Here is a 20,917-nt window from a genome sequence, read left to right as displayed (position 1 = left end):
AGAAACCGATGTGAAGGTATGAGTATCTAATTATGGGAATTAAATATTCTTAGAACTCTAGTTCACCCGGGCACGATCTCAAACGATCAGTCAATACTAATTTTCGGACAGGTTTCCCGAACGGCACCTGGCGTGCGTGTCCAAACCTGCGAGTATGTTGGACAACATGACTGCTATTTCTGACTACATCGCAAATGATCGCGCGAATATCTTCGCGCAGCTCAAAGAACTCGTTTCTTTCAACTCCGTACACAACGAGCCGGGCCTCGAGGAAGATGCCCAGAAGGCAGCGCAGTGGGTTGAAAAGACCCTTACTGACGCCGGCGTCAAGGTCGAGGCGGTGAAGACTGCGGACGGTTCTACCGCACTCGTCGGCAAGCGCGCCGGCAAAGAGGGTGCCAAGACCGTCCTGCTTTACTCCCATTACGACGTAGTCCCGGTCGGCCCACGCGAGCCATGGGAATCTGACCCGCTGACCCTGACCGAGCGCACTGCACCTTCCGGCGATACCCGCTGGTATGGCCGCGGCGCGGCAGACTGCAAGGGCAACATCGCCATGCACCTGGCCGCCCTGCGCGCTATCGACGCAAACGGTGGCACCGACCTCAACCTGACCTTCCTCATCGAGGGTTCTGAGGAACGCGGCGGCGAAGGCCTGTCCGCACTCATCGAGGAGCGCCCAGAGCTTTTCACTGCCGACGCCATCCTCATCGCCGATGCCGGCAACGCCAAAGCTGGCCAGCCCACGCTGACCACCTCCCTGCGCGGCGGCGCGCAGATCTATGTCCAGGTAGACACCCTCGAAGCCGGCGTACACTCCGGCCAGTTTGGCGGCGCCGCTCCAGATGCCGTTAAGGCGCTGATGCGCGCACTCGATTCCCTGAGCGACGAGCACGGCCGCACGACTATCGACGGCGTCGATTGCGCCGGCACCTGGCCGCTGGCTGAGGGCCAGACCACCGCTTATAAGCCGGAAGATTTCCGCACCGACGCGCAGATGCTTGAGGGCACCCAAATCATGGGCTCACAAGATCCAGCCGGCGCCACCGAAATCGGCGACATGATCTGGGCCCGCCCGGCAGTGACAGTCACCGGCTTTACCTCTACCCCGGTTGCCGAGGCCGTCAATGCCGTTCCGGCTACCGCCGCTGCAAACCTGAACCTACGCACCCCGGCCACCATGGATCCGCGCGCCACTGCCGAGGCCATTGCCGAGCACCTGAAGAACCACGTTCCGTGGGGCGCTCACATCAAGGTCGACATTCTGGAGGCCAACCGCGGTTTCGAGACCGATCCTACAAAGCCAGCCGCAGCGCTGCTCGGCGAGTGCCTAGCTGAGGCATACGGCACTGCGACCATCTCCCAGGGCATGGGTGGTTCCATCCCGCTGACCGTAGAGCTGCAGGAAAAGCACCCGAACGCGGAGATCGCACTTTTCGGAGTGGAGGATCCGCAGGCCACCATCCACTCGGCAAACGAGTCCGTCGATCCAAACGAGATCGAAAAGATCGCCACCGCCGAGGCTTATTTCCTCCAGCGCTTCGCCTAATCGCGCGGCAGACCGCACAGCAGGCGCTGTGACTGCCTTGAGCTCATGGGGCTATTGAGGCTGTATTCAGCCAAAATAGCCCCATATAATACTGTCTAATTAAAAATCTGTGACTTTTGCCGGTTATGCCGGTATAGTGGCCGTATTGGCTGCGCCAAATGTGACACGCCCCCTACTTTCTTTTGAGGCAGGGCGTTGACGCTGCCAGCGGCACCCCTCTAGTGGGGTTTCCTTTTCACAGTGGTTCATCAACCAGGCCTTTTCGGTGGCCTAGATGTCTTCATCGGCGCATGCTCGATTTCGTGTACATATAACGTCGCACGTGCGCCTAAAAATGCTCGCGCGTCTCCATCTTGCAAAGGAGATCCGGCTTAACTGTGCTAACAGTTCTGAGTACTCTAATTCTGGCCACAGTCCTCGCGCCATTTTTAATCTATTACTTGGGCAGACCTGCCTTCGGCATTCTTGCCATCGCCCCAGGCGCTGGCTTTTTCTGGGTACTCAGCCAGCTGACAAACTCCACGTTCCATGACGGCAACGCGCTGCGCTACAACCTGGAGTGGATGCCAGACGCCAACCTCAGCATCACCCTGCGGATGGACGCGCTCTCAGCGCTATTTAGCCTCATCATCTTAGGCATAGGCGCGCTCGTGCTTTTGTACTGCTGGGGCTACTTCGACCAAACCCGGCGGCGCCTTGCGATGTTTGGCGCGCAGATGACTGCCTTTGCCACCGCCATGTTTGGCTTGGTGGTCTCAGACAACATCCTGATGATGTACGTCTTTTGGGAAATCACTTCCCTGCTTTCCTTCCTCCTCGTCAGCTACTACGGAGAACGTGCTTCCTCGAGGCGTGCGGCCCAGCAGGCGCTGATGATCACCACCCTGGGCGGTTTGGCCATGCTCATGGGCATCATCTTGCTCGGCCGCCAGACCGGCCAGTGGACCTTCAGCGCACTCGCAGATTTCGAGCACATCACGCAGACTCCGTATATCACGATCGCTATCGTCCTGATCCTGGCCGGTGCGCTCAGCAAGTCCGCCATCGCCCCCGCCCACTTCTGGCTGCCCGGCGCCATGGCAGCGCCGACGCCGGTCTCTGCCTACCTGCACTCCGCCGCAATGGTTAAGGCAGGCATCTACCTGGTCACCCGCCTCGCCCCTGATCTGCACGAGGTAGCCACCTGGCACCTGGTGATCATTCCTTTGGGCCTTTTCACCATGCTGCTGGGCGGCTGGATGGCCCTAAAGCAGCGCGATCTCAAGCTGATTCTGGCCTATGGCACCGTCTCCCAGCTCGGTTTTATCACCTCCATCGTGGCCATCGGCTCCCGGGAGGCGCTGCAAGCAGGCCTGGCCCTGACCTTCGCGCACTCGCTGTTCAAGGCCGCCTTATTCATGATTGTCGGCGCCATCGACCATGCCTCGGGCACGCGCGACATCGCCAAGCTTTCCGGCCTGGGCCGCGCTAAACCAGGCCTGTATCTGCTGGCCATCATCCCAGCGCTTTCCATGGCTGGCATCCCGCCGCTGCTGGGATTCGTGGCCAAGGAAGCCACCCTGGAGGCCATCCTCCACGAATCCCTGTTGGTGGGAATGCCGCGCAACATACTGCTCGTCGGCGTCGTGGTGGGCTCCATGCTCACCATGGCTTATGCACTGTGCTTCCTGTGGGGCGCCTTCGCCGTAAAGAAGGACAAAGACGGTGTGCGCCTGGGCACCTCCGAGGCCGTGGAGAACATGCACGCGCTCGCCCCGCTGCTGTGGATTCCGCCAGCGATCTTGATCGCGCTGACCATCTTTCTGGGCTTGCAGCCGAGCCCGCTTTCCTTCGGCATCAACCAGCATCTGGACAATCTCTTCGGCCACAACGAGCACACCCATCTGGCGCTCTGGCATGGCATCACCATCCCACTGGGCCTGTCGCTGCTCATCGTTGTGGTGGGCATCATCGTGCACTGGCAGCGCAATGTGGTGGCCAAGTGGCAGTTCCAGTACCCGGCGCTGGGCTCAGCCGACGCCGCCTACGATTCCGTGCTCCAGGCGCTGCGCACCCTCTCGCTGCGCACCACCGCCTCCACCCAGCGCGGTTCGCTGCAGATGAACCTGTCCATCATCTTCGGCACGCTCATGATCCTGCCGGTCATCATGCTGATCCGCGGCGATCTGACCAACGTGCACATGGAAGTCGCGGAAAACCCATGGCAGGTCGTCGCGGCCGTCATCATCATGGTCGCGGCAATCGCCGCCACGGTGACCGATAACCGTCTCTCCGGCGTCATCATCGTCGGCGTGACCGGCTATGGCCTGTCCTTCATCTTCGCCCTGCACGGCGCACCGGACCTAGCACTAACCCAGCTGCTCGTGGAGACCATCATCATGGTGCTGTTCATGCTGGTGCTGCGCCGCATGCCGGCAAACACCGAGTGGAAGCAAGACCCCAAGGTCTCGCGCCTGCGCGCCTGGCTTGCCGTTGGCGTTGGCCTTAGCGTGACCTTGGTGGGCATGTTCTCCATCAATGCCCGCCGCAGCGAGTCCATCTCCACCTTCATGCCGGAGCTGGCCAAGGAAATCGGCCACGGCGCAAACACCGTCAACGTGCTGCTGGTGGACCTGCGTGCGTGGGATACCTTCGGCGAGATCACCGTCCTGGTCATCGCGGCCACCGGCATCGCCTCGCTGATCTACCGCACCCAGTCCTTTACCCGCTCCTCGCGGCGTCCTACGCTGCGCGTGACCGGGCGTCGCTGGCTGGCGGCCGGTGCGGAATCCGAGCAGGCGCTGAACCGCTCGCTCATGGTGGACGTCACCACTCGCCTGCTCTTCCCCTCGATGATTGCGCTTTCGCTCTACTTCTACTTCTCCGGACACAATGCGCCGGGCGGCGGCTTCGCCGGTGGCTTGGTGGCCGCGCTCGCGCTCATCCTGCGCTACCTCGCCGGCGGCCGCGCGGAGCTCGATGAAGCACTGCCAATCGACGGCGGGCGCACCATGGGCACCGGTCTGCTGATTTCGATCGCCTCGGTGGTAGTCCCCTTTGCCTTCGGCCATCCGCCGCTGACCACCGGCTACACCAAGCTGCCGGTGCCGCTGGTGGGCGATGTCTCACTACCTTCGGCCTTGGTCTTCGACGCCGGCGTCTACCTCATCGTCGTGGGGCTCACGCTCTACATCCTGAACTCGCTGGGCGCCAAGCTCGACGAGGAAGAGGACATGCGTAAGCAGCGCGCCCGCGACCGCGCCCGCTCCCTCGCGCGCCGCCAGCGCAACCGCGCCACGGCGCAATCCGCAAGCCGAACAATGACCTCCGGAAAGGAGAAATAAACATGGAAGCAAACCTGTTCCTTCTCCTCGCCGCGGGCGTGCTGTGCGGTACCGGCGTCTACCTCATGCTGGACCGCGTGATGACCAAGATGCTGCTGGGCATTTTGCTGCTCGGTAACGGCGCTAACCTGCTCATGCTGCAGGCCGGCGGCAAGGCGGGTTCGCCGCCTATCGACGGCCGCGAGACCGCCCAGTATGGCGATCAAATCGCCGATCCCTTGGCCCAAGGCATGATTCTGACGGCCATCGTCATTTCCATGGCACTGACCGGCTTCATCCTGACCCTGGCCTACCGCCAGTACCGCTACCGCACCGCCGACGTCATTGAGGATGACGCGGAAGATACCGCGATTGCAGCGATGGCCACCCGCCCTGGCAACGCCGCGGCGGCACCGGACCACGATGCTTCCAATGACCCAACCACCGGCCGCGCCACCAAGCAGGGCGACGCCTTTGGCCCCAACTTTTTCGAAGAGCCAGTAAAGGAGGCAAACGATGACTGAGACGCTGCTTCCGCTGGTTAACTTCCTGCTGCCCTATACCGGCTTCCTCATCCCCATGCCGGTGATAATCCCGGCACTGGCTGCGGCCCTGACCATGCTGTGCGCACGCTTTACCGGCGTGCAGCGCCAGATCGCATTCTTCTCGCTGCTGTTGCTCGCCGCCGCGAACGCACTGCTGATCTTCATCGCCGATACGGCCGGAATTCAAACGCTCCAGGTGGGCGGCTGGGACGCGCCGGTGGGCATCACGCTGGTGGCTGACCGCCTTTCCGCCGTGATGCTGTTTACCTCGTCCGTAGTGCTGTTTTCGGTGATGTGGTACGCCATCTCGCAGGGTATTCGCGACGGTTCCAAGGACGAGCCGGTGGCGGTCTTCCTGCCCACGTACATGCTGCTAACCATGGGCGTGAACGTGTCCTTCTTGGCAGGCGATCTCTTCAACCTCTACGTCGGCTTTGAGATCTTCCTCGTGGCTTCCTACGTGCTGCTGACGCTGGGCGCTTCCCCGGCGCGTGTGCGCGCGGGCGTGGGCTACGTGATGGTCTCGATGGCTTCCTCGCTGATCTTCGTGCTGACGCTGGGCTATATCTACGCCGCGGTCGGCACCATGAACATGGCGCAGATCGGCATGCGCATGGAGGAAATCCCGGCCGGTACCCGCACCGCTATTTTCTCGGTGCTGCTCATCGCCTTCGGCATCAAAGCCGCCGTCTTCCCGCTGGAGGCGTGGCTGCCGGACTCCTACCCCACCGCACCTTCGCTGGTGACGGCAGTCTTCGCGGGCTTGCTCACCAAGGTCGGCGTCTACGCGATTATCCGCGCCCGCACCTCTATCTTCACCGCTGGCGGGCTGGACCAGCTGCTCATGTGGGTTGCCCTCGCCACGATGCTGGTGGGTATCTTGGGCGCCATCGCGCAGTCCGACATCAAGCGTCTTTTGTCATTTACCTTGGTCAGCCACATCGGCTACATGATTTTCGGCGTCTCGCTGGGCACTGCCGAGGGCCTGTCCGGCGCCATCTTCTACGCCGTGCACCACATTCTGGTCCAGACCGCACTGTTCCTGGTGGTCGGCCTCATCGAGCGCCAGGCCGGCACCTCTTCCCTGCGGCGCCTGGGCTCGCTGATTTATACCGCTCCGCTCATCGCCATCTTGTATTTCATTCCGGCAATGAACCTGGGCGGCATCCCGCCATTTTCCGGATTCCTAGGCAAGGTCATCCTCCTGCAGGCCGGCGCCAACGAGGGTTCCTGGCAGGCCTGGGTGGTCATCGGCGGTGCCGTAGTGACCTCCCTGCTTACCCTCTACGTCATGGTTTTGGTCTGGTCCAAGGGCTTCCTGCGTGACCGCGCCGACGCCCCGGAAGGCAACATCGTGATGGCGCATCCATCGCCGCTTTCCGACGTCACGGATGTCGTCGAATTCGACGAGCGCCAAGACGTCGGCCGCGTGCCCTTTGGCATGCTGGCTTCCACCTGCCTGCTGGTGCTGGCCTCGGTGTCCATCACCTTCCTGGCCGGCCCGATCTCCGGCGTGACCAGCCGCGCCGCCGAGTCTGCGCAGGATGATTCCATCTACCGCTACGCGGTCCTGGGCGATAACGCAGATAACCCCACCCGGCACAAGAACCAGAAGGATCGCTACACCAACGAGCAGGATTCTTTTGAAGTACGCCGTGGGCCCATCAAGGACCCAGCTCCGGCGGTAGAAACTGCGCCTCAGGAACAGCCCAAATCACAACCCACCGAAAGCGAGGCGAAGTAATGAAATTTGCTGGACTCCGCCACCGCTTCCGCCCCTGGTTCATCGCGTGGATCACCGCCATGTGGTGCCTACTCATGGGCGAGGTCACCGTAGCCAACCTAGTTGGCGGACTACTGGTGGGCCTGTTCGTGGTGCTTGCGCTGCCACTGCCTGCCATGCCGATTGCCGAGCTGAAGGTCTCCTGGGGCAAGCTAGCCTTATTCATGGTGGGCTGGACCATCGACTTATTCCACGCCTCGTTCAAGGTGGCCTGGCTGGCGGTGCGCCCGCAAGATCCACCGAAGACGGCCATCCTCGAGCTGCCGATGCGCCTGGACAGCGAGTTTATCTTGTCTCTGGCGGTTAGCCTGTACAACCTGCAGCCAGGCGGCACGGTAACCGACATCGACATCGCCAACCGCATGCTGACCATCCACGTCCTGGACGCGGCGTCGGAAACCGCTTTAGAGCGCGAAATCGCGAACGTCGCGGGGCTCGAAGCAAGCATGATTGAGATTTTTGAAAGGAGCCACCCCTAATGGATCCCCAGCTTTATGACATTCTTCTGGGCGTTGCCGCCGGCATCTTGGTCGTGGCCTTCCTGATTACCACCTGGCGGATTATCACCGGCCCGAATTCGCTGGACCGCCTAGTGGGCATGGACGGGTTCGTGGCCATGTTCCAATGCGCGATGGCCGCCTATATTTGTTGGACGCTGAACACCTCGGTGGTCTCCGCGATGCTGGTCGTGGCCCTTTTGGGATTTATCTCCACCGTGTCTGTCACCAGATTCCGAAAGAGGGATGCCTAGTGAGCTATCACCTTTTCGCCGACATCATCTCGATCATCTTGATCCTCACCGGTGCGCTTTTGGTGCTGGCAGCCGCAATCGGCGTCGCGCGCTTTCCCGACACCATGTCGCGCGTGCATGCCATTTCTAAGCCGCAAACGACAGGTCTCATCTTGAGCATCCTGGGTGCATTCTTCCGCGTCACCGGCGCAGATTCCTTCGGCCCGGCAGAGCGTGGTGATCTGGGAATCCTGTTGTTGCTGGTACTGTTTGCCATGATTACGAGTCCCGTTACGGCGCAGCGCACTTCCCGAATCGCGCGCCGTGAGGGCCTCTACGGGTCGCCGGAACTGATGTCCCGAAACGACAAACCAGCAACCCGTGCTTTGCGTAAAAAATAACCTTTGAAGGGAACAGCAGGTGAAAAAGCTCTACGGCTTGCCCACGTTGGCTACTGTCCTGACGGCCTTCGCCGCCTTCGTGATTTACCGCTTCAACGTCTCGGATGAGCGCGGGCGCGCCTTCTTTGGCAGGATTCCTTTCGACCTGAAGATCTACCAGCTCGCCGGCGCCGACGTGAAGGCGAGCGGCGATCTTTACGACGCCCCGTATATCCACAACTTTCCTTTCACCTACCCGCCGTTTGCAGGCTGGTTCTTCGAGTGGATGGCTGGTTTTTCCGACCATGGCCTGATGGTGACTTGGCAGTGGATCACGGGCATCGCTCTTTTCGCCGTTATCATGCTGGTCATCCGCGAGCGTGGCTACAAGATGGGCCCAGCCTCTTGGTTCGTAGGCCTCGCGCTGCTTATAAGCAGCTTGGCTACTGATCCGGTAAACGGCACCTTCTTCTATGGCCAGATCAACATCCTTTTGATGTTCCTGGTCTCCCTCGACCTGCTACCGCGTAAGTTGCGCCTGCCTGGCATCGGCATCGGCCTTGCCGCTGGCATGAAGCTAACGCCTGCTTTCATGGGCCTGGTTTTGTTATTCCAGAAGCGCTGGTGGTCCGCCTTCGCTTGCGTGTTTACCTTCTTCTTTACCGTCTACGTGGGAGTGCGGACGATCCCCGATGCCTGGGATTTCTGGACGGATAAGATGTTCAATTCTGATCGCGTGGGCAACCTGGACCACCCCGGCGCGAAGTCATTGCGCTCGATCATCGCGCGTCTCAACGGCGAAGAGAACACCGCGCTGTGGGTCCTGGCCGTGGTCATCGTGGTGATGGTGACCATGCTGGCGCTGCGCACCGCCTGGATCAATAAGAATTCCTCCGCCGCGCTGGCGCTGGCGGGCTTGGCCACCTGCTTGGTCTCGCCTTTTTCCTGGTACCACCACTTCGTCTGGGTAGTACCGCTCGGCGTATGGGTGATGCTCGCGGTCAATGAGGCCGTCGGCAAGCGTCTGCCCTCCTTCTGGGGTGCGCAGCTGGCGGGCCTGGCATCCTTCGTGGCGTTGCTGCTCGTGGAGCTGCCCTTCGTCTCCCCACCGGTGTGGCGCTTGATGTCCTCCCATGGCCTAGAAGCCATGGAGAACCTGCATCCGTGGGCATGGCTACTGTGGCCTTTTGCTTGCTTCCTCTACATCGCGGTTTATGGCATTTGGGGGTGCTTCCCGCACGGCAAGCCATCCGGCAAGCATGCCGCACGCCAGAGTAACGTGGCGGACTACCCCACCGACGTGCGCATTCCGGTAGTGCGCAAGTAGGCCGAGCCTTGAGGGGCCTAGAGCGGACGGAGGCTATCCATCTCCTTACTCGTGGCCTCCACGACCTTCTGCCAGCTGCCGGTCTCCTCGTAGAGGCGGCGCTGGCGTTCATAGCCGGCCCCGCGCTCGATGATTTCATGGATGAGCTGCAGCTCGGCCTCGCAGCCCAGCTCGCGAGCCAGAGGAGTTAGCTCCTCGACCAAGTCAACCAACTCGTCTTTGACCCAGCGTTCATCCGTGGCGCGAGAGGTAATCACCAAGGCGTCCATGCCATAGCGGGCGGCGCGCCACTTATTCTCAGCCACGTGCCACGGCTGCAGCGTGGGCAGCTCCTGATCTGTATCAAGCATGCGGTCATAGTGGACCACCAAGCAATGCGTGAGCGCGACGATGGCCGAAAGCTCGCGGAGATTAGAAGAGGCATCCGAGATACGCACCTCGATGGTGCCCCACTTTGCCGCCGGGCGAATATCGAAGTGCATCGAGCCGGTGTGGTTGATAACGCCGGAGATGGCTTGATCCCGCATATAGTCCTGCCACTCGCGCCAATCCGCAAACTGATAAGGCATGCCGGCGGTGGGCAGCTGCTGATAGAGCATGGTGCGGTTGGAAGCATAACCAGTATCCATGCCCTCCCAGCCTGGCGAGCAGGCAGAGATTGCAAGCAGGTGCGGATACTTGGTCATCAGCGCATTGATGATGGGCCACACGCGGTCTTCGTGGCGGATACCCACGTGCACGTGGGTTCCCCACAGCAGCATCTGCTTGCCCCAGTACTGGGTGCGGTTGATGATTTCGGAGTAGCTTGCCTTCTCCGAGACAGGGTTCTCGCGGTAGTCCGTGAAAGGGTGCCCGCCGGAGGCCCACAGGGCCACGCCCATTCCTTGAGCAGCGGCACGCACATGCTCTAGCTTGTGCGACAAATCCGCGATTGCTTCCGGCACCGTGTGGCAAATTCCGGTGACCAGTTCCACGGTGTTTTGGAGGAATTCCTTCTCCAGCTGGATTTCGGGCGTGGCCGCCTGCACGCGTTCAATCAGCTCGGCGCCGCGCGGGACCAGATCCCAAGAGTGCGGATCGACGAGGGCTACTTCCCATTCAACGCCCAAGGTGGGCCCGGCCGAACGGGTGAAGGATTCTTCCGGGATGTTCACCCTTGTGAGTCTATCCGCAGCAAGGCCCAGCTAGAGCATTTTCTTATACATTAAATGCACGGTGGATTTTGTCTTCGATTCCACCGTGCATCTATCTTGCGAATCTTTTAGGCCTGCGGGATGGCCAGAACTGCAACGACTGCGTTGCCCTTGGTGAATTCAGCCTTGAGCTCTGCCGGGTACTCGGCGATGGCACCCTCCGGGATGGACTGCGCGCCGTAGAACTGCGCTGCGGTCTCGCGTGCGAGGCTCTCTGCGTCCTTATCGCCTGCCGGGAAGTAGACGGTGGTCTGCGGAACGGTGAGGATATCACCAGCTAGGTTGCCCACCTCGCCGATCTTGAAGCCCTTCTCCTTCAGCTTGTCTGCCTGCTCCGCAGCGAAGTTCGCGCGGCCGGAGTTATTAAAGACGTTGACCGGGATGTCCTTGGCGGCGCGCTCGGCACCCGCAGCGCTTTCTGCACCTACAGCGCCAGCAGCGCCGGCAGCGGCACCGTCCTTGTTGGCTGCCTCGCGGCCGGCTACATCCTGGCCTTCCTTGGCAGGCTGTCCGGCTGCGTCTTGGCCAGCCTTGGCATCCTGCGTGCCCCGCGCGGCACTGCCGGCAGCACCCGGCTGCGCAGATGGGCCGCCCTGTGCGCCGGGCTCGCCCTCGGCGGGAGCCGGCAGCGTGGCGACGCCGGTGCTGCCGGTCTGGGCAGTATCGGTGGAGTCTTTGGAGGTCAGCGTGTAAAGGCCCCACATGCCGAGCATGACAGCAACGGCAATGAGCACCATTGCGAAGCCGCGCAGCGGCAGGCCGCTAGACGAGCTGCGGTGCGCACCCGCCTGTTTGCTCGGCGTGGAGGTGGATTCTGCTGCTTTATCTGAATTCACATTAGTCACAGCAGCAACCCTAGTCTCTAATTAGGGAAATCTGGTGCATCCTCCCGCGCGGCGCGCCGCACCTCCTGACGGCCGTCCCGCACGCGCCGCAAGCGCGCAACCAGCACCGGATAGGCCTCGGCGGCAGCGGGGGCGTCGAGAAGCACGTTCAAGCGCTGGTGATAACGCACCGGCGAGATATCCAGCTCCGCGCGAATGGCCTCTTCCTTAGGCCCGATACCGCGCGGGGCATGCGATTCGAACTCCAAAATGGCCGCGTCTAGGTCTGACAAGGATTGCATGCCTAAACTGTAGGGCATGACTATTCGCCCCATCGTTATCCACGGCGACCCGGTTCTGCACAACCCCCCCGAGCCGGTCACTGAGCCCATCGACTCCCCAGAGCTGCAGCAGCTCATCGCCGACATGTACGAGACCATGGACGTCGCCCATGGCGTCGGCCTTGCCGCCAACCAGGTAGGAGTGAACAAGCGCCTGTTTGTCTACCACTGCCCTGACACCGACGGCCCAAACGGTAGCGCCAAGCAGCTTGGTGCTGGAGAAAGCGGCATGCGCAAGGGCTGCGTCATCAACCCGGTGCTGGAGACCTCCGAGATTCCCGAGGGCATGCCTGCCGACGACGGCTCCGAGGACGAAGGCTGCCTCTCCGTGCCCGGTGAGGGCTTCCCCACCGGCCGCGCCGACTGGGCCCGCGTTACAGGCAAGGACGAGCACGGCAACGACATTTCCATCGAAGGATATGGATTCTTCGCGCGCATGCTCCAGCACGAGACCGGCCACCTGGACGGCTACGTCTACACCGACGTGCTCACCGGCCGCTTCAAGCGCCAGGCCAAGAAGACCATCAAGCGCAACGGTTGGACCGAGGCCGGCTGGACCTGGATGCCAGGCGAGGACGAGGATCCCTTCGGCCACGGCGCGTAAATAGACTGCACCCCTAATCGCCCCTAATCGCCCTTAATCGACATGAGCTATATCTTCCGTTCTGATGCCGTCAGCGTCGGCGACCGCGTGGTTGCCCGGCGCGAATTCGGCGGCACCCACTCCGATGTCATCGGCCATGTGCTGAGCACCTCACCGCTTGTCATCCGGCCGCAGGCGGTGGGTGGCTACCCTTCCGACTTGGAGGCGGTGGAAATCCCCGCCGAGCAGCTGAAGATCATCAAGAAGCTCTCGCCGCGCACGGTGCGCAACTCCGAAATCCGCGCCGTCGAGGTGGCAGCCGCGGCAGCGCGCGGCGGGACGAAAGTCTGGACCAATGATGGCCAATGGCTCATGCGCTTCGGCGAAGGCACCGATTCCGCCATTCCTCTGGGCCCCTCCGCAGGTTTCATGCCCGCGCCCATGGAAGAAATCGACGCCTTCTACGCCGCGCACAACCTGCCCACCCGCCTGGCCATCCCGGAGCGCATCGGCAAGGCGGCATTGCGCGTACTCGATAACGAGCCCGCGGCATGGCAGCTCGAGCCCGAGGTCCTCGTGTTTACCCGCTCCCTAGACACTGCGAGCGCCGAGCCGCACCTTGACTCCGCGCTTTTCGACGCCACGCTCAGCCAATCCGGCGACGAGCGCGTGTGGCTGGGAATCTCGCTGCTTGGAAACGCCACCCCCTCACAGCTGGAGGCGCTTTTGGCCTGGGGCAAAGCAAACGGTGCGGAGAATGCATTCGTGGAGGTGGAGGCGTCGGAAAGCGCAGCGTTGGCCCTGCTTAGTGAAGTCGGGTTTTTAGAACACCATCGCCGTGGGTATGCCGTGCGCAAAGGCGGTACCCTGTAGTCCATGCGCATAGCCACATGGAACATCAACTCGGTCCGCACCCGCGTGCAGCGGGCGGTAGACCTGCTGTCCAAACACGACATCGACGTGTTGTGCCTGCAGGAGACCAAGGTTGCCGACGATAAGTTCCCTGTCATGGAATTCGAAGCCGCCGGCTACCACGTCACCCATCACGGGCTGAACCAGTGGAACGGCGTGGCCATCGTCTCCAAGGCGGAGCCGGAGGAAGTCTTCTACTCCTTCCCCGGCCAGCCAGGCTTTGCCAAGGACCCAGAAAAGCCGCAGGATTTGGAAGCCCGTGCGGTGGGCGCGCGGATTCGCGGCGTAGAGATCTGGTCGCTCTATGTACCCAATGGCCGCGAAATCACCGACCGCCACTACGACTACAAGCTGCGCTTCCTCTACGCGCTGGCGCACTACAGTGAGAGCCGCGCGCAGTCGAAGCTGCTGCTCACCGGCGATTTCAACATTGCCCCGCGCGATGAGGACGTCTGGGATATCGAGGCCTTCCGCGGCAAGACCCACGTTACGGAGCCAGAGCGTGCGGCCTTCCAGATGCTGGAGGAGGCAGACCTTGAGGAGGTTACGCGGCGTTTTACGGAAGAGCAGCGCTGGACCTACTTTGACTACAAGTCGATGCGCTTTCAGAAGAACGAGGGCATGCGCATCGATTTCCAGCTGGCTTCGAAGTCCTTGGCCGCGACGGTGGAATCTGCGCAGGTAGACATGGTAGAACGCGCCGGCGACAAGACCTCTGACCACTGCCCGCTGCTGGCAGATTTCGATCTGCCTGACTTCGATTCGGTGCGTTAGGAGCACCTACCGGGGCATGGACTTCTCACTAAACATCGATCTTTCTTTCTGGCAGCTGTTTTTCCTCATCTTGGACTACGGCATCAAAATCTTGGCCATCGGATTTGTGCCCGAAGGCCGCCGACCCTCGAGCTCCACGGCCTGGCTGCTGGCTATTTTGCTGCTGCCCATCGTGGGCCTGCCGCTGTTTTTGCTGATGGGCTCGCCATATATCAATCGCCGCCGCCACCGCATCCAGCAGGAGGCCCATGACCTGATGGAAGACGTCACGGCGAGTACGCCGAATCATCCGCTGGGCAGGCTTTCTCCGGAGGTGGAATCCGTCATTGCGCTCAATCGCAATCTGACGGGTTTCCCGGCGCTCGTGGGCCACAATCGTGGCATTTACGCCGACTACGACGAGGCAATACGCGCGATTTCCAGCGCCGTCGACCGCGCCGAGAAGTACGTCTACATCGAGATTTATATCCAATCCTGGGACGAGGCCACCGATGTCTTCTACCAGGCTCTCAAACGCGCCCGCTCGCGGGGCGTGGAAGTCAAGCTGCTTTTAGACCAGATTGGCAGCCTGAAGTACCACGGCTATTGGAAATTCGGCCGGCGCCTTAGCGCGATCGGCGTCGACTGGCGCTTGATGCTGCCGCTGCAGCTGCACAAGCTTCGTTTCCGCCGTCCTGACCTGCGCAACCACCGCAAATTGGTCATCATCGACGGCCAAACGGGCTTTCTGGGCTCGATGAACATGATTAAGCGCAGCTACCGCACCAAGGACCGCTACTGGGTGGACTACATGGTAGAGCTCACCGGCCCGGTGGTCACCTCCATGTCGGCGGTCTTTGCGGTGGACTGGTACCTGGAATCAGAAGAAGCACTTTCTTTGGAGCCGCTGCCTTACGACGACGCGGATACCGAGGACTCCAACTTCCTCCAGCTCATCCCGTCCGGCCCGGGTTACACCACGGAGCCGAACCTGCGCATGTTCAACTCACTGGTGCACCACGCCAAAGACCGCCTGGTAATGGTTTCGCCTTATTTCGTGCCCGATGAATCTTTGATGGAGGCGGTCACCACTGCCTGCTATCGCGGCGTGGACGTGGAGCTTTATGTCTCGGCCAAGGCGGACCAGTTCATGGTCAACCACGCGCAGTCCTCCTACTACCAGGCACTTTTGGAGGCAGGGGTGCGGATCTTCCAATTCCCAGAGCCTTTCGTGCTGCATTCGAAGTTCATCATGACGGACCCAGACGAGCCGGGCCGCCACCCGCTGTGCATGTTCGGCTCCTCGAATATGGACATGCGTTCTTTCGGTTTGAACTACGAATCCACGATGCTGGTGGCCAAGGGCAACTTATTGGCGGAGTTTAACCAGCTTGCTAGCAACTACCGCGCGGTGTGCCATGAGCTGACCTTGGAGGAATGGAACGAGCGCGGCTTCGTGCGCCGTTACATGGACAACGTGATGCGCCTGACCTCGGCGCTGCAATAGCGCCACCGGCACCGTCAGCGCCGCCTGGGCCGCCCTCCCCCGCACACTGCCTGCGCTCCCGTCGCGTTTGGCCCCTTCCCCACTAAATACCCAGACCTGGAAATGCAGCTCTCTGCTGGAATGAGGGGCGTCGGCAAGCGCAGCGATCCACGAACAGGAGGTCTGGGTTTTCAGCCCTGGGTAGATAGCCAAATGGTGAGGAAGCACGCTGCAAATGGCGACGAGTGACAAAAGGCGCTGTTGAAGACAACAGCGCCAATGTAGCCAGGAGTGGCCAAGAGATCATGCGTCTCGCTTTTCAAGCACGAAGACGCCGAGGATCCACAGCGCTACCGCCCAAACGATGAAGACGATGGCGCTTCCCGCCGAGGAGTCCCATGGGACGTTTTCCGGCACAGTGTCCGAAGCCCAGTTGCCGAAGGCGGAAAATGGCATGTAGGGGATGAGGTCGTCGCCGACCTTCGGCAGCAGGCGCACGACGTTCTCAATGCCCAGGTAGAGAATCAGGGACAGTGCCACGGTGCCAGCGGTCTGGCGCAGCAGCCAGCCCAAGCCCTGCACAAAGATCACGACCATAAAGCCCAGCAGAGGTAAGAGCCACAGTGCGCGCTTGCCGCCGTCTTCTTCGAAAGGCTTGTAGATGTCCGCGATTTCCTTGGATGCGGAAAGGTCCGAGACAAAGTAAATCAGCACCAGCGCCAGAAACAGGATGACCGCCGCAATAACCGCGTACATCAGGAGCTTGACCAGCGCGACGATGGAGCGATTCGGGTTCGCCATGAAGACCGTGGACTGCAGTCCGAAGCGGTATTCGGTGGTCACGATCATGATGGCCTGGATCATGATGATCGGGATGCCCAGCATCAGCAGGATGGAGTTCATGCCCTCGGCAGTAAGCGGGCTAATCGGCATCGCTGGGTCCATCTCAGCGTTGAGACCGTTGAACAGCGCCCACAGGAAGGACAGGAGAAAAATCAGGCCGGTGGTCCAGTAGAAGGACTTGGTGGTGCGCAGCTTGGTCCACTCGGCGCGGAGGGTATTGATAATCACTTTTAGCATTCCTCCTATGCGGCAGGCTGGTTAGGCTGGTTCGGCTGCCCAGCACCTGGGGTGCTGGCGTGGTACTGCACGTCCTCGCCGGTCATGCGCATGAACGCATCCTCCAGCGAAGCGCGCTTCAGGCTAAGCTCGTTGAGCGGAACGCCTGTGGAATATGCCAGCTGGCCGATGAAATCGGTGCTGACGTCATTGATGATGAGGGTCTTGCGACCTTCCTCGTCGCTGCCGTCTGTATAAGCCACGTTGGCCTCACGCAGCGCGCCGCCGAACTCTTCGAGGTGATCGGAGCGCACGATGACTGAGGAATCCGAGTGCTGCTTTACAAAGTCATAGGTGGACTGGCTAGCCACTAGGCGGCCACGGCCGATGACCACGAGGTGGTCTGCGGTCATGGACATCTCCGACAACAGGTGGGAGGAAATCAAGACGGTACGGCCCTCTGCCGCGAGCGCGCGGACCAAGGAGCGAACCCAGCGAATACCTTCTGGGTCGAGGCCGTTGACCGGCTCGTCCAGGATGAGGATTCCCGGGTCACCCAGCAGGGCGCCGGCCAGGCCGAGGCGCTGGCCCATGCCGAGGGAGAAGCCGCCGGCCTTCTTACCGGCGACGTCGGAAAGCCCAACCAGCCCCAGCACCTCGTCCACGCGGGAAGTAGGAATGCCGTTGGACTGCGCCATCCACTTCAGGTGGTTGGCCGCGGTGCGGTTCGGGTGCACGGCCTTGGCGTCGAGCAGCGCGCCGACCTCCCGCAGCGGGCTCTTCAACTCGCGGTAGGCCTTGCCGTTAATACGGGCCTGACCCGCCGTGGGGGTATCCAGGCCCAGAATCATGCGCATGGTCGTCGACTTGCCCGCACCGTTCGGACCTAGAAAGCCGGTCACGATGCCTGGCTCCACCTTAAAGGTGAGGTCGTCTACTGCGCGGACAGACTTATATTGTTTCGTCAGTCCCTCAACTTCAATCATGCTGTCAAGGGTGCCATAGTTTCAGCCTCCTCACCGAGGTTGGCCCGCAATAAAGGCCCGCAAGGAGGGGATGGCCTCACGAAATGCCCCCAACAGAGGTAAATTTTCCACCTCGTCGAGGTGCACCCAGCGCAGCTCGTTGGACTCCTCGTTGGCAATAACGTCCAACGGCTCATCGCCACGGGTGCGTGCGATGACGGTGGTATAGGTCCAGTTGCCGGGCAGCTCGCCCACTGCGGGATAGGGCCCGGCGGTGACGCGCTCGCCGAGCACCAGGACGTCGGCAGGCGCGATGGCGCATTCCTCCTGCGTTTCTCGCAGTGCAGCCGCAACGGCGCTTTCGTGGAAATCCCGCGCGCCGCCGGGAATGCCCCAGGTGCCGCCGTGGTTGGTCCACTCCGCACGGTGCTGGAGCAGCACGCGCTCGCCGGCAAGGAGGAAAAGCCCGGCCGCGCCAAACTTGCCCCATAGCTTTATCCCGCCCGGGCCGGCTGCCCAGCCATCGCCACTTATGTGCTCTCCTTGCTTCATGGCGCCCATCCTACGATCCTCTCGCTGCATGCGACAGCGTGCAGCGACAGCGCACAGCGGTGGCGTGCATCACCAAAGCGGCGCGGAACTGCGCTATTCTATGGGAATGACTGGCACAGGGTTGGAGGATGCTGCCGCACGTCCCAGCGAGCATCCGGCCGCGCACGAAGCGCATCCAGGCGATCACTGGCTCGACGAAGTCACCGAGCCCGCTACCCCGGCCTTCAACAACGCCACGCAGCTGGCCATGAACTCCTTCGCTGGCCCGGCGCGGTTGGCCCGCCGTCTCTACCACTTCGCGGCCACTACCCCAGGCAAGCTTTTTACCGTCACTGTGATTCTGACGGTGGCGCTCGCCGCCGCCGGCTTGTCGATGTCGAATACTTCCGCCAGCCGCCACGAGGCCTTGGACGAGCTGCTCAATTCCACCGAGCCGATGTCTAACGCGGCGCACCACCTCTACACCAACCTTTCGCTGGCGGATACCGTCGCCACCACGGGCTTCGTCCAGGCGGGCGTGGACTCCGAGATCAACCGCAAGCGCTATAACAAGGCCATCGACGCTGCCTCCGTGGCGGCCACCGAGTCCGTTTTGGGCACCAACACTAACGACGCCCGCATTCGCGAGCTGGTCACCTTTATCCAGCGCGAGCTGCCCGTCTATACCGCCCTGGTGGAAAAGGCGCGAACCAACCACCGCGCGGGCAATGCGGTGGCGAACTCGTATATGTCCAACGCCTCTTCGCTGATGAGTGACAAGATCCTGCCCGCGGCCGCCGAGCTTTTCTCACTCACCACGGCCAAGGTCAAGGAGCAACAGCAGCGCCTGACCAGCCCCCAGTGGGTCCCGCTTTCCGGCTTAGTGGCGGCGCTTTTCTTCCTCTTTGTCGCGCAGTGGTGGCTGTGGCGCCTGACGCGCCGCCGCTTCAACCGTGGCTTCTTGGCCGCCAGCGTGCTGCTCTTCCTGGCGCTTTCCTGGGCCGCGATGGCGAACTTCGCCACCTGGAGCTCCGGCTATCACAGCTTCGAGACGGTCTCCCGTCCGTGGGACTCGCTCACCGCCTCCCGGATTGAGGCCCAGCAGACCCGCACCTCGGAGACCCTGGCGCTGGTCCTGCGCTCCTCCGAGTCCGACATGACGGTGCGCTTTGGCTCGACGGTCTATTCCATCAACCAGGCCCTCGAGGACTACGAAGCCGCGCTTGCCGACAACGACATTCCCGTCACCGATCCCGCCCTCCTGCCAGCCGCACAAAGCGCCACCAAAGAATGGGAGGCCTCGCACGAGGTCTTCATGAACGCGCTTGCCGACGGCCACTATGACGACGCTATCCACGAAGCCACGGCGATTACCCCGGATGGCGCTCCGACCACCGCGAGCTCCTTCAACGACGTGGATTCCGCGCTGGCGGAGCTCATCGGCGAGGCGCGCGTGGCCATGCGCTCCTATCTGGAAGAAGGCCTCAACGCGATGACCATGGTGGCCACGGCCGTATTCTTGCTGACCATGGGCGCTATCATCGCCGTCTGGTTGGGTATTCGTCCGCGACTCCAGGAGTACCTCTAATGGCTCATTCCACTCGCCTTCTAGCCGTCTTATCTGCGGCCGCCCTGTGTGCCGCCTCCTGCGGTGTCCCCGACTTAGGCAGCGAGGAAGAGAGGATTCCGCGCGCTTCCTTAGACGCGGAGGCGGGCCCTCCCCTTCCCGATAACTCCATTTTCGAGCCCGCCGGCAGCGCCGAGCCCCGGCCGGTATTGGACGCGCCGCTGAAGGGCACCTACAAACCGGACGGCAAGAGCGCGAAGGAAAGAATTCCTGCCATTTATAAGCGCGGGCGCATCATCGTCGGCGTGGACCGCTCCAATAACCTGATGAGCTACCGCGACACCGCCACGGGCGAGGTACGTGGTTTTGAGGTGGATATCGCACGCGAGATTGCCCGCGATATCTTCGGCGACCCAGACAAGGTGGACTTCCGCTTCGTCGAGTCCTCAGAGCGCACGAGAGCGCTCAACGATGAAAGCGTGGATATTGTCATTCGCACGATGTCCATTAGCGCCGAGCGTCAGCGTGAGGTTGCGTTCTCCGCGCCGTATATGACCACCAAGACCCGTCTTTTGGTGCTGACTAGCTCCGGCATCCGCTCCATCGATGACACCGCCGGCAAGACGCTGTGCGCGGTCCAGGGCTCCACCATCGTGGACACCATCCGCCGTGAGGCCTCCACCGCGAATATCCTGCAGACCCGTGCCTGGGGAGACTGCCTCATGGCGCTGCAGCTCAACCAGGTCGACGGCGTGGTGGCTGACGACGCCCTCCTCTCGGGCATGGTGGCCCAAGATTCCTATACCTCGATCGTCGGCGAGCCGCTGACCACGGAGGACTACGGCGTGGCCGTGCGCAAGCCCGATTCCACCCATGATTCGCGGCCGCTGCTGCGCCAGGTCAATTCCACCCTGGAGCGCATCCACAGCGACGGCACCTGGGACAAGCTTTTTGATCGCTGGCTCGGTGACTACCTGGCCAAGCCGGCTTTGGGCAGCCCTGACTACCTAGACGATGAGGAGGCATAAGCGTTGAGCCCTACTCAAGGCCATAGCTTCAGCGAGGACGAGCTCGACCACTTGGAGCC

Annotated in this window: 20 protein-coding genes; 14 read left to right on the top strand and 6 right to left on the bottom strand. The window is 61.8% G+C overall.

The features are described from left to right. The first annotated feature begins 166 nt into the window (after positions 1 to 166). The 8 genes from HMPREF3158_RS07685 (at position 167) to HMPREF3158_RS07650 (ending at position 9,616) form a co-directional block, all read left to right on the top strand. The gene (locus tag HMPREF3158_RS07685) at positions 167 to 1,549 is read left to right on the top strand and encodes a dipeptidase (RefSeq protein WP_062039330.1); all 1,383 of its coding nucleotides are present in this window, start codon (positions 167 to 169) and stop codon (positions 1,547 to 1,549) included. Between the two features lie 377 nt (positions 1,550 to 1,926). After that, positions 1,927 to 4,872, top strand: coding sequence for a Na+/H+ antiporter subunit A (locus HMPREF3158_RS07680; RefSeq protein ID WP_070497952.1), 2,946 nt, complete (start codon positions 1,927 to 1,929; stop codon positions 4,870 to 4,872). Between the two features lie 2 nt (positions 4,873 to 4,874). Then, positions 4,875 to 5,375 (top strand): Na(+)/H(+) antiporter subunit C, encoded by a 501-nt coding sequence (locus tag HMPREF3158_RS07675; RefSeq protein ID WP_070432320.1) that lies wholly within the window; start codon positions 4,875 to 4,877, stop codon positions 5,373 to 5,375. Next, the gene (locus HMPREF3158_RS07670; protein WP_070497950.1) at positions 5,368 to 7,140 is read left to right on the top strand and encodes a Na+/H+ antiporter subunit D; all 1,773 of its coding nucleotides are present in this window, start codon (positions 5,368 to 5,370) and stop codon (positions 7,138 to 7,140) included. The genes HMPREF3158_RS07675 and HMPREF3158_RS07670 overlap by 8 nt, the downstream gene beginning before the upstream one ends. Next, on the top strand, positions 7,140 to 7,658 hold the full coding sequence (locus HMPREF3158_RS07665) for a Na+/H+ antiporter subunit E (RefSeq protein WP_070455280.1): 519 nt from the start codon (positions 7,140 to 7,142) through the stop codon (positions 7,656 to 7,658). The genes HMPREF3158_RS07670 and HMPREF3158_RS07665 overlap by 1 nt, the downstream gene beginning before the upstream one ends. After that, a complete protein-coding gene (locus HMPREF3158_RS07660; RefSeq protein WP_061924789.1) occupies positions 7,658 to 7,930 on the top strand; it encodes a monovalent cation/H+ antiporter complex subunit F in 273 nt (90 codons plus the stop codon). The genes HMPREF3158_RS07665 and HMPREF3158_RS07660 overlap by 1 nt, the downstream gene beginning before the upstream one ends. Continuing rightward, on the top strand, positions 7,930 to 8,310 hold the full coding sequence (locus HMPREF3158_RS07655; protein ID WP_070497948.1) for a monovalent cation/H(+) antiporter subunit G: 381 nt from the start codon (positions 7,930 to 7,932) through the stop codon (positions 8,308 to 8,310). Before HMPREF3158_RS07660 ends, HMPREF3158_RS07655 begins: the two co-directional genes overlap by 1 nt. A gap of 19 nt (positions 8,311 to 8,329) precedes the next feature. Further along, the gene (locus HMPREF3158_RS07650; protein WP_083291056.1) at positions 8,330 to 9,616 is read left to right on the top strand and encodes a glycosyltransferase 87 family protein; all 1,287 of its coding nucleotides are present in this window, start codon (positions 8,330 to 8,332) and stop codon (positions 9,614 to 9,616) included. A 17-nt stretch (positions 9,617 to 9,633) separates the two neighbouring features. Here the strand turns inward: HMPREF3158_RS07650 and HMPREF3158_RS07645 are convergent, their stop codons facing one another. The 3 genes from HMPREF3158_RS07645 to HMPREF3158_RS07635 all read right to left on the bottom strand — a co-directional run bounded on the left by HMPREF3158_RS07645 (position 9,634) and on the right by HMPREF3158_RS07635 (position 11,935). Beyond that, on the bottom strand, positions 9,634 to 10,770 hold the full coding sequence (locus HMPREF3158_RS07645; RefSeq protein ID WP_061924795.1) for a glutamate--cysteine ligase: 1,137 nt from the start codon (positions 10,768 to 10,770) through the stop codon (positions 9,634 to 9,636). 107 nt (positions 10,771 to 10,877) lie between these two features. Then, entirely contained in the window at positions 10,878 to 11,654 is a 777-nt protein-coding gene (locus HMPREF3158_RS07640) for a LytR C-terminal domain-containing protein (RefSeq protein ID WP_070455284.1), read from the bottom strand. Positions 11,655 to 11,671: 17 nt separating this feature from the next. Beyond that, positions 11,672 to 11,935, bottom strand: a complete 264-nt coding sequence (locus HMPREF3158_RS07635; protein WP_062039327.1) for a DUF3263 domain-containing protein — start codon at positions 11,933 to 11,935, stop codon at positions 11,672 to 11,674. Between the two features lie 16 nt (positions 11,936 to 11,951). On the opposite strand from HMPREF3158_RS07635, the gene HMPREF3158_RS07630 reads away from it, so the two are divergent. From HMPREF3158_RS07630 to cls, 4 genes are read left to right on the top strand one after another with little or no spacing between them, the layout of a single operon-like run. After that, the gene (locus HMPREF3158_RS07630; RefSeq protein WP_070497946.1) at positions 11,952 to 12,578 is read left to right on the top strand and encodes a peptide deformylase; all 627 of its coding nucleotides are present in this window, start codon (positions 11,952 to 11,954) and stop codon (positions 12,576 to 12,578) included. A gap of 42 nt (positions 12,579 to 12,620) precedes the next feature. Beyond that, on the top strand, positions 12,621 to 13,430 hold the full coding sequence (locus HMPREF3158_RS07625) for a GNAT family N-acetyltransferase, cg3035/Rv0428c family (protein ID WP_070497944.1): 810 nt from the start codon (positions 12,621 to 12,623) through the stop codon (positions 13,428 to 13,430). 3 nt (positions 13,431 to 13,433) lie between these two features. After that, on the top strand, positions 13,434 to 14,243 hold the full coding sequence (locus HMPREF3158_RS07620; protein ID WP_070455288.1) for an exodeoxyribonuclease III: 810 nt from the start codon (positions 13,434 to 13,436) through the stop codon (positions 14,241 to 14,243). 16 nt (positions 14,244 to 14,259) lie between these two features. After that, positions 14,260 to 15,729: a cardiolipin synthase gene (cls, locus tag HMPREF3158_RS07615; RefSeq protein WP_070432324.1), complete on the top strand. Its 1,470-nt coding sequence runs from the start codon at positions 14,260 to 14,262 to the stop codon at positions 15,727 to 15,729. Positions 15,730 to 16,011: 282 nt separating this feature from the next. Here the strand turns inward: cls and HMPREF3158_RS07610 are convergent, their stop codons facing one another. From HMPREF3158_RS07610 to HMPREF3158_RS07600, 3 genes are read right to left on the bottom strand one after another with little or no spacing between them, the layout of a single operon-like run. Further along, positions 16,012 to 16,788, bottom strand: a complete 777-nt coding sequence (locus tag HMPREF3158_RS07610) for an ABC transporter permease (RefSeq protein ID WP_235597018.1) — start codon at positions 16,786 to 16,788, stop codon at positions 16,012 to 16,014. A gap of 5 nt (positions 16,789 to 16,793) precedes the next feature. Beyond that, the gene (locus HMPREF3158_RS07605; RefSeq protein ID WP_061924817.1) at positions 16,794 to 17,753 is read right to left on the bottom strand and encodes an ABC transporter ATP-binding protein; all 960 of its coding nucleotides are present in this window, start codon (positions 17,751 to 17,753) and stop codon (positions 16,794 to 16,796) included. Positions 17,754 to 17,783: 30 nt separating this feature from the next. Beyond that, positions 17,784 to 18,293, bottom strand: coding sequence for an NUDIX domain-containing protein (locus tag HMPREF3158_RS07600; protein WP_062044452.1), 510 nt, complete (start codon positions 18,291 to 18,293; stop codon positions 17,784 to 17,786). Between the two features lie 97 nt (positions 18,294 to 18,390). On the opposite strand from HMPREF3158_RS07600, the gene HMPREF3158_RS07595 reads away from it, so the two are divergent. Both HMPREF3158_RS07595 and HMPREF3158_RS07590 read left to right on the top strand, forming a co-directional pair. After that, entirely contained in the window at positions 18,391 to 19,851 is a 1,461-nt protein-coding gene (locus HMPREF3158_RS07595; protein WP_210386635.1) for a hypothetical protein, read from the top strand. Further along, positions 19,851 to 20,858: a glutamate ABC transporter substrate-binding protein gene (locus HMPREF3158_RS07590; RefSeq protein ID WP_070497942.1), complete on the top strand. Its 1,008-nt coding sequence runs from the start codon at positions 19,851 to 19,853 to the stop codon at positions 20,856 to 20,858. The genes HMPREF3158_RS07595 and HMPREF3158_RS07590 overlap by 1 nt, the downstream gene beginning before the upstream one ends. Positions 20,859 to 20,917 lie beyond the last annotated feature (59 nt).

Source organism: Corynebacterium sp. HMSC06G04 (assembly GCF_001807365.1).
GTDB classification, from domain to species: Bacteria; Actinomycetota; Actinomycetes; order Mycobacteriales; family Mycobacteriaceae; genus Corynebacterium; species Corynebacterium simulans.
This window is presented reverse-complemented; position numbering and strand designations above follow the sequence as displayed.

Coding starts and splice junctions, on each gene's coding strand:
- HMPREF3158_RS07590 (WP_070497942.1), top strand. CDS start 19,851: ATGGCTCATTCCACTCGCCTTCTAGCCGTCTTATCTGCGGCCGCCCTG.
- HMPREF3158_RS07665 (WP_070455280.1), top strand. CDS start 7,140: ATGAAATTTGCTGGACTCCGCCACCGCTTCCGCCCCTGGTTCATCGCG.
- HMPREF3158_RS07620 (WP_070455288.1), top strand. CDS start 13,434: ATGCGCATAGCCACATGGAACATCAACTCGGTCCGCACCCGCGTGCAG.
- HMPREF3158_RS07635 (WP_062039327.1), bottom strand. CDS start 11,935: ATGCAATCCTTGTCAGACCTAGACGCGGCCATTTTGGAGTTCGAATCG.
- HMPREF3158_RS07675 (WP_070432320.1), top strand. CDS start 4,875: ATGGAAGCAAACCTGTTCCTTCTCCTCGCCGCGGGCGTGCTGTGCGGT.
- HMPREF3158_RS07625 (WP_070497944.1), top strand. CDS start 12,621: ATGAGCTATATCTTCCGTTCTGATGCCGTCAGCGTCGGCGACCGCGTG.
- HMPREF3158_RS07610 (WP_235597018.1), bottom strand. CDS start 16,788: ATGCTAAAAGTGATTATCAATACCCTCCGCGCCGAGTGGACCAAGCTG.
- HMPREF3158_RS07630 (WP_070497946.1), top strand. CDS start 11,952: ATGACTATTCGCCCCATCGTTATCCACGGCGACCCGGTTCTGCACAAC.
- HMPREF3158_RS07685 (WP_062039330.1), top strand. CDS start 167: ATGACTGCTATTTCTGACTACATCGCAAATGATCGCGCGAATATCTTC.
- HMPREF3158_RS07605 (WP_061924817.1), bottom strand. CDS start 17,753: ATGATTGAAGTTGAGGGACTGACGAAACAATATAAGTCTGTCCGCGCA.
- HMPREF3158_RS07660 (WP_061924789.1), top strand. CDS start 7,658: ATGGATCCCCAGCTTTATGACATTCTTCTGGGCGTTGCCGCCGGCATC.
- HMPREF3158_RS07600 (WP_062044452.1), bottom strand. CDS start 18,293: ATGGGCGCCATGAAGCAAGGAGAGCACATAAGTGGCGATGGCTGGGCA.
- HMPREF3158_RS07595 (WP_210386635.1), top strand. CDS start 18,391: ATGACTGGCACAGGGTTGGAGGATGCTGCCGCACGTCCCAGCGAGCAT.
- cls (WP_070432324.1), top strand. CDS start 14,260: ATGGACTTCTCACTAAACATCGATCTTTCTTTCTGGCAGCTGTTTTTC.
- HMPREF3158_RS07670 (WP_070497950.1), top strand. CDS start 5,368: ATGACTGAGACGCTGCTTCCGCTGGTTAACTTCCTGCTGCCCTATACC.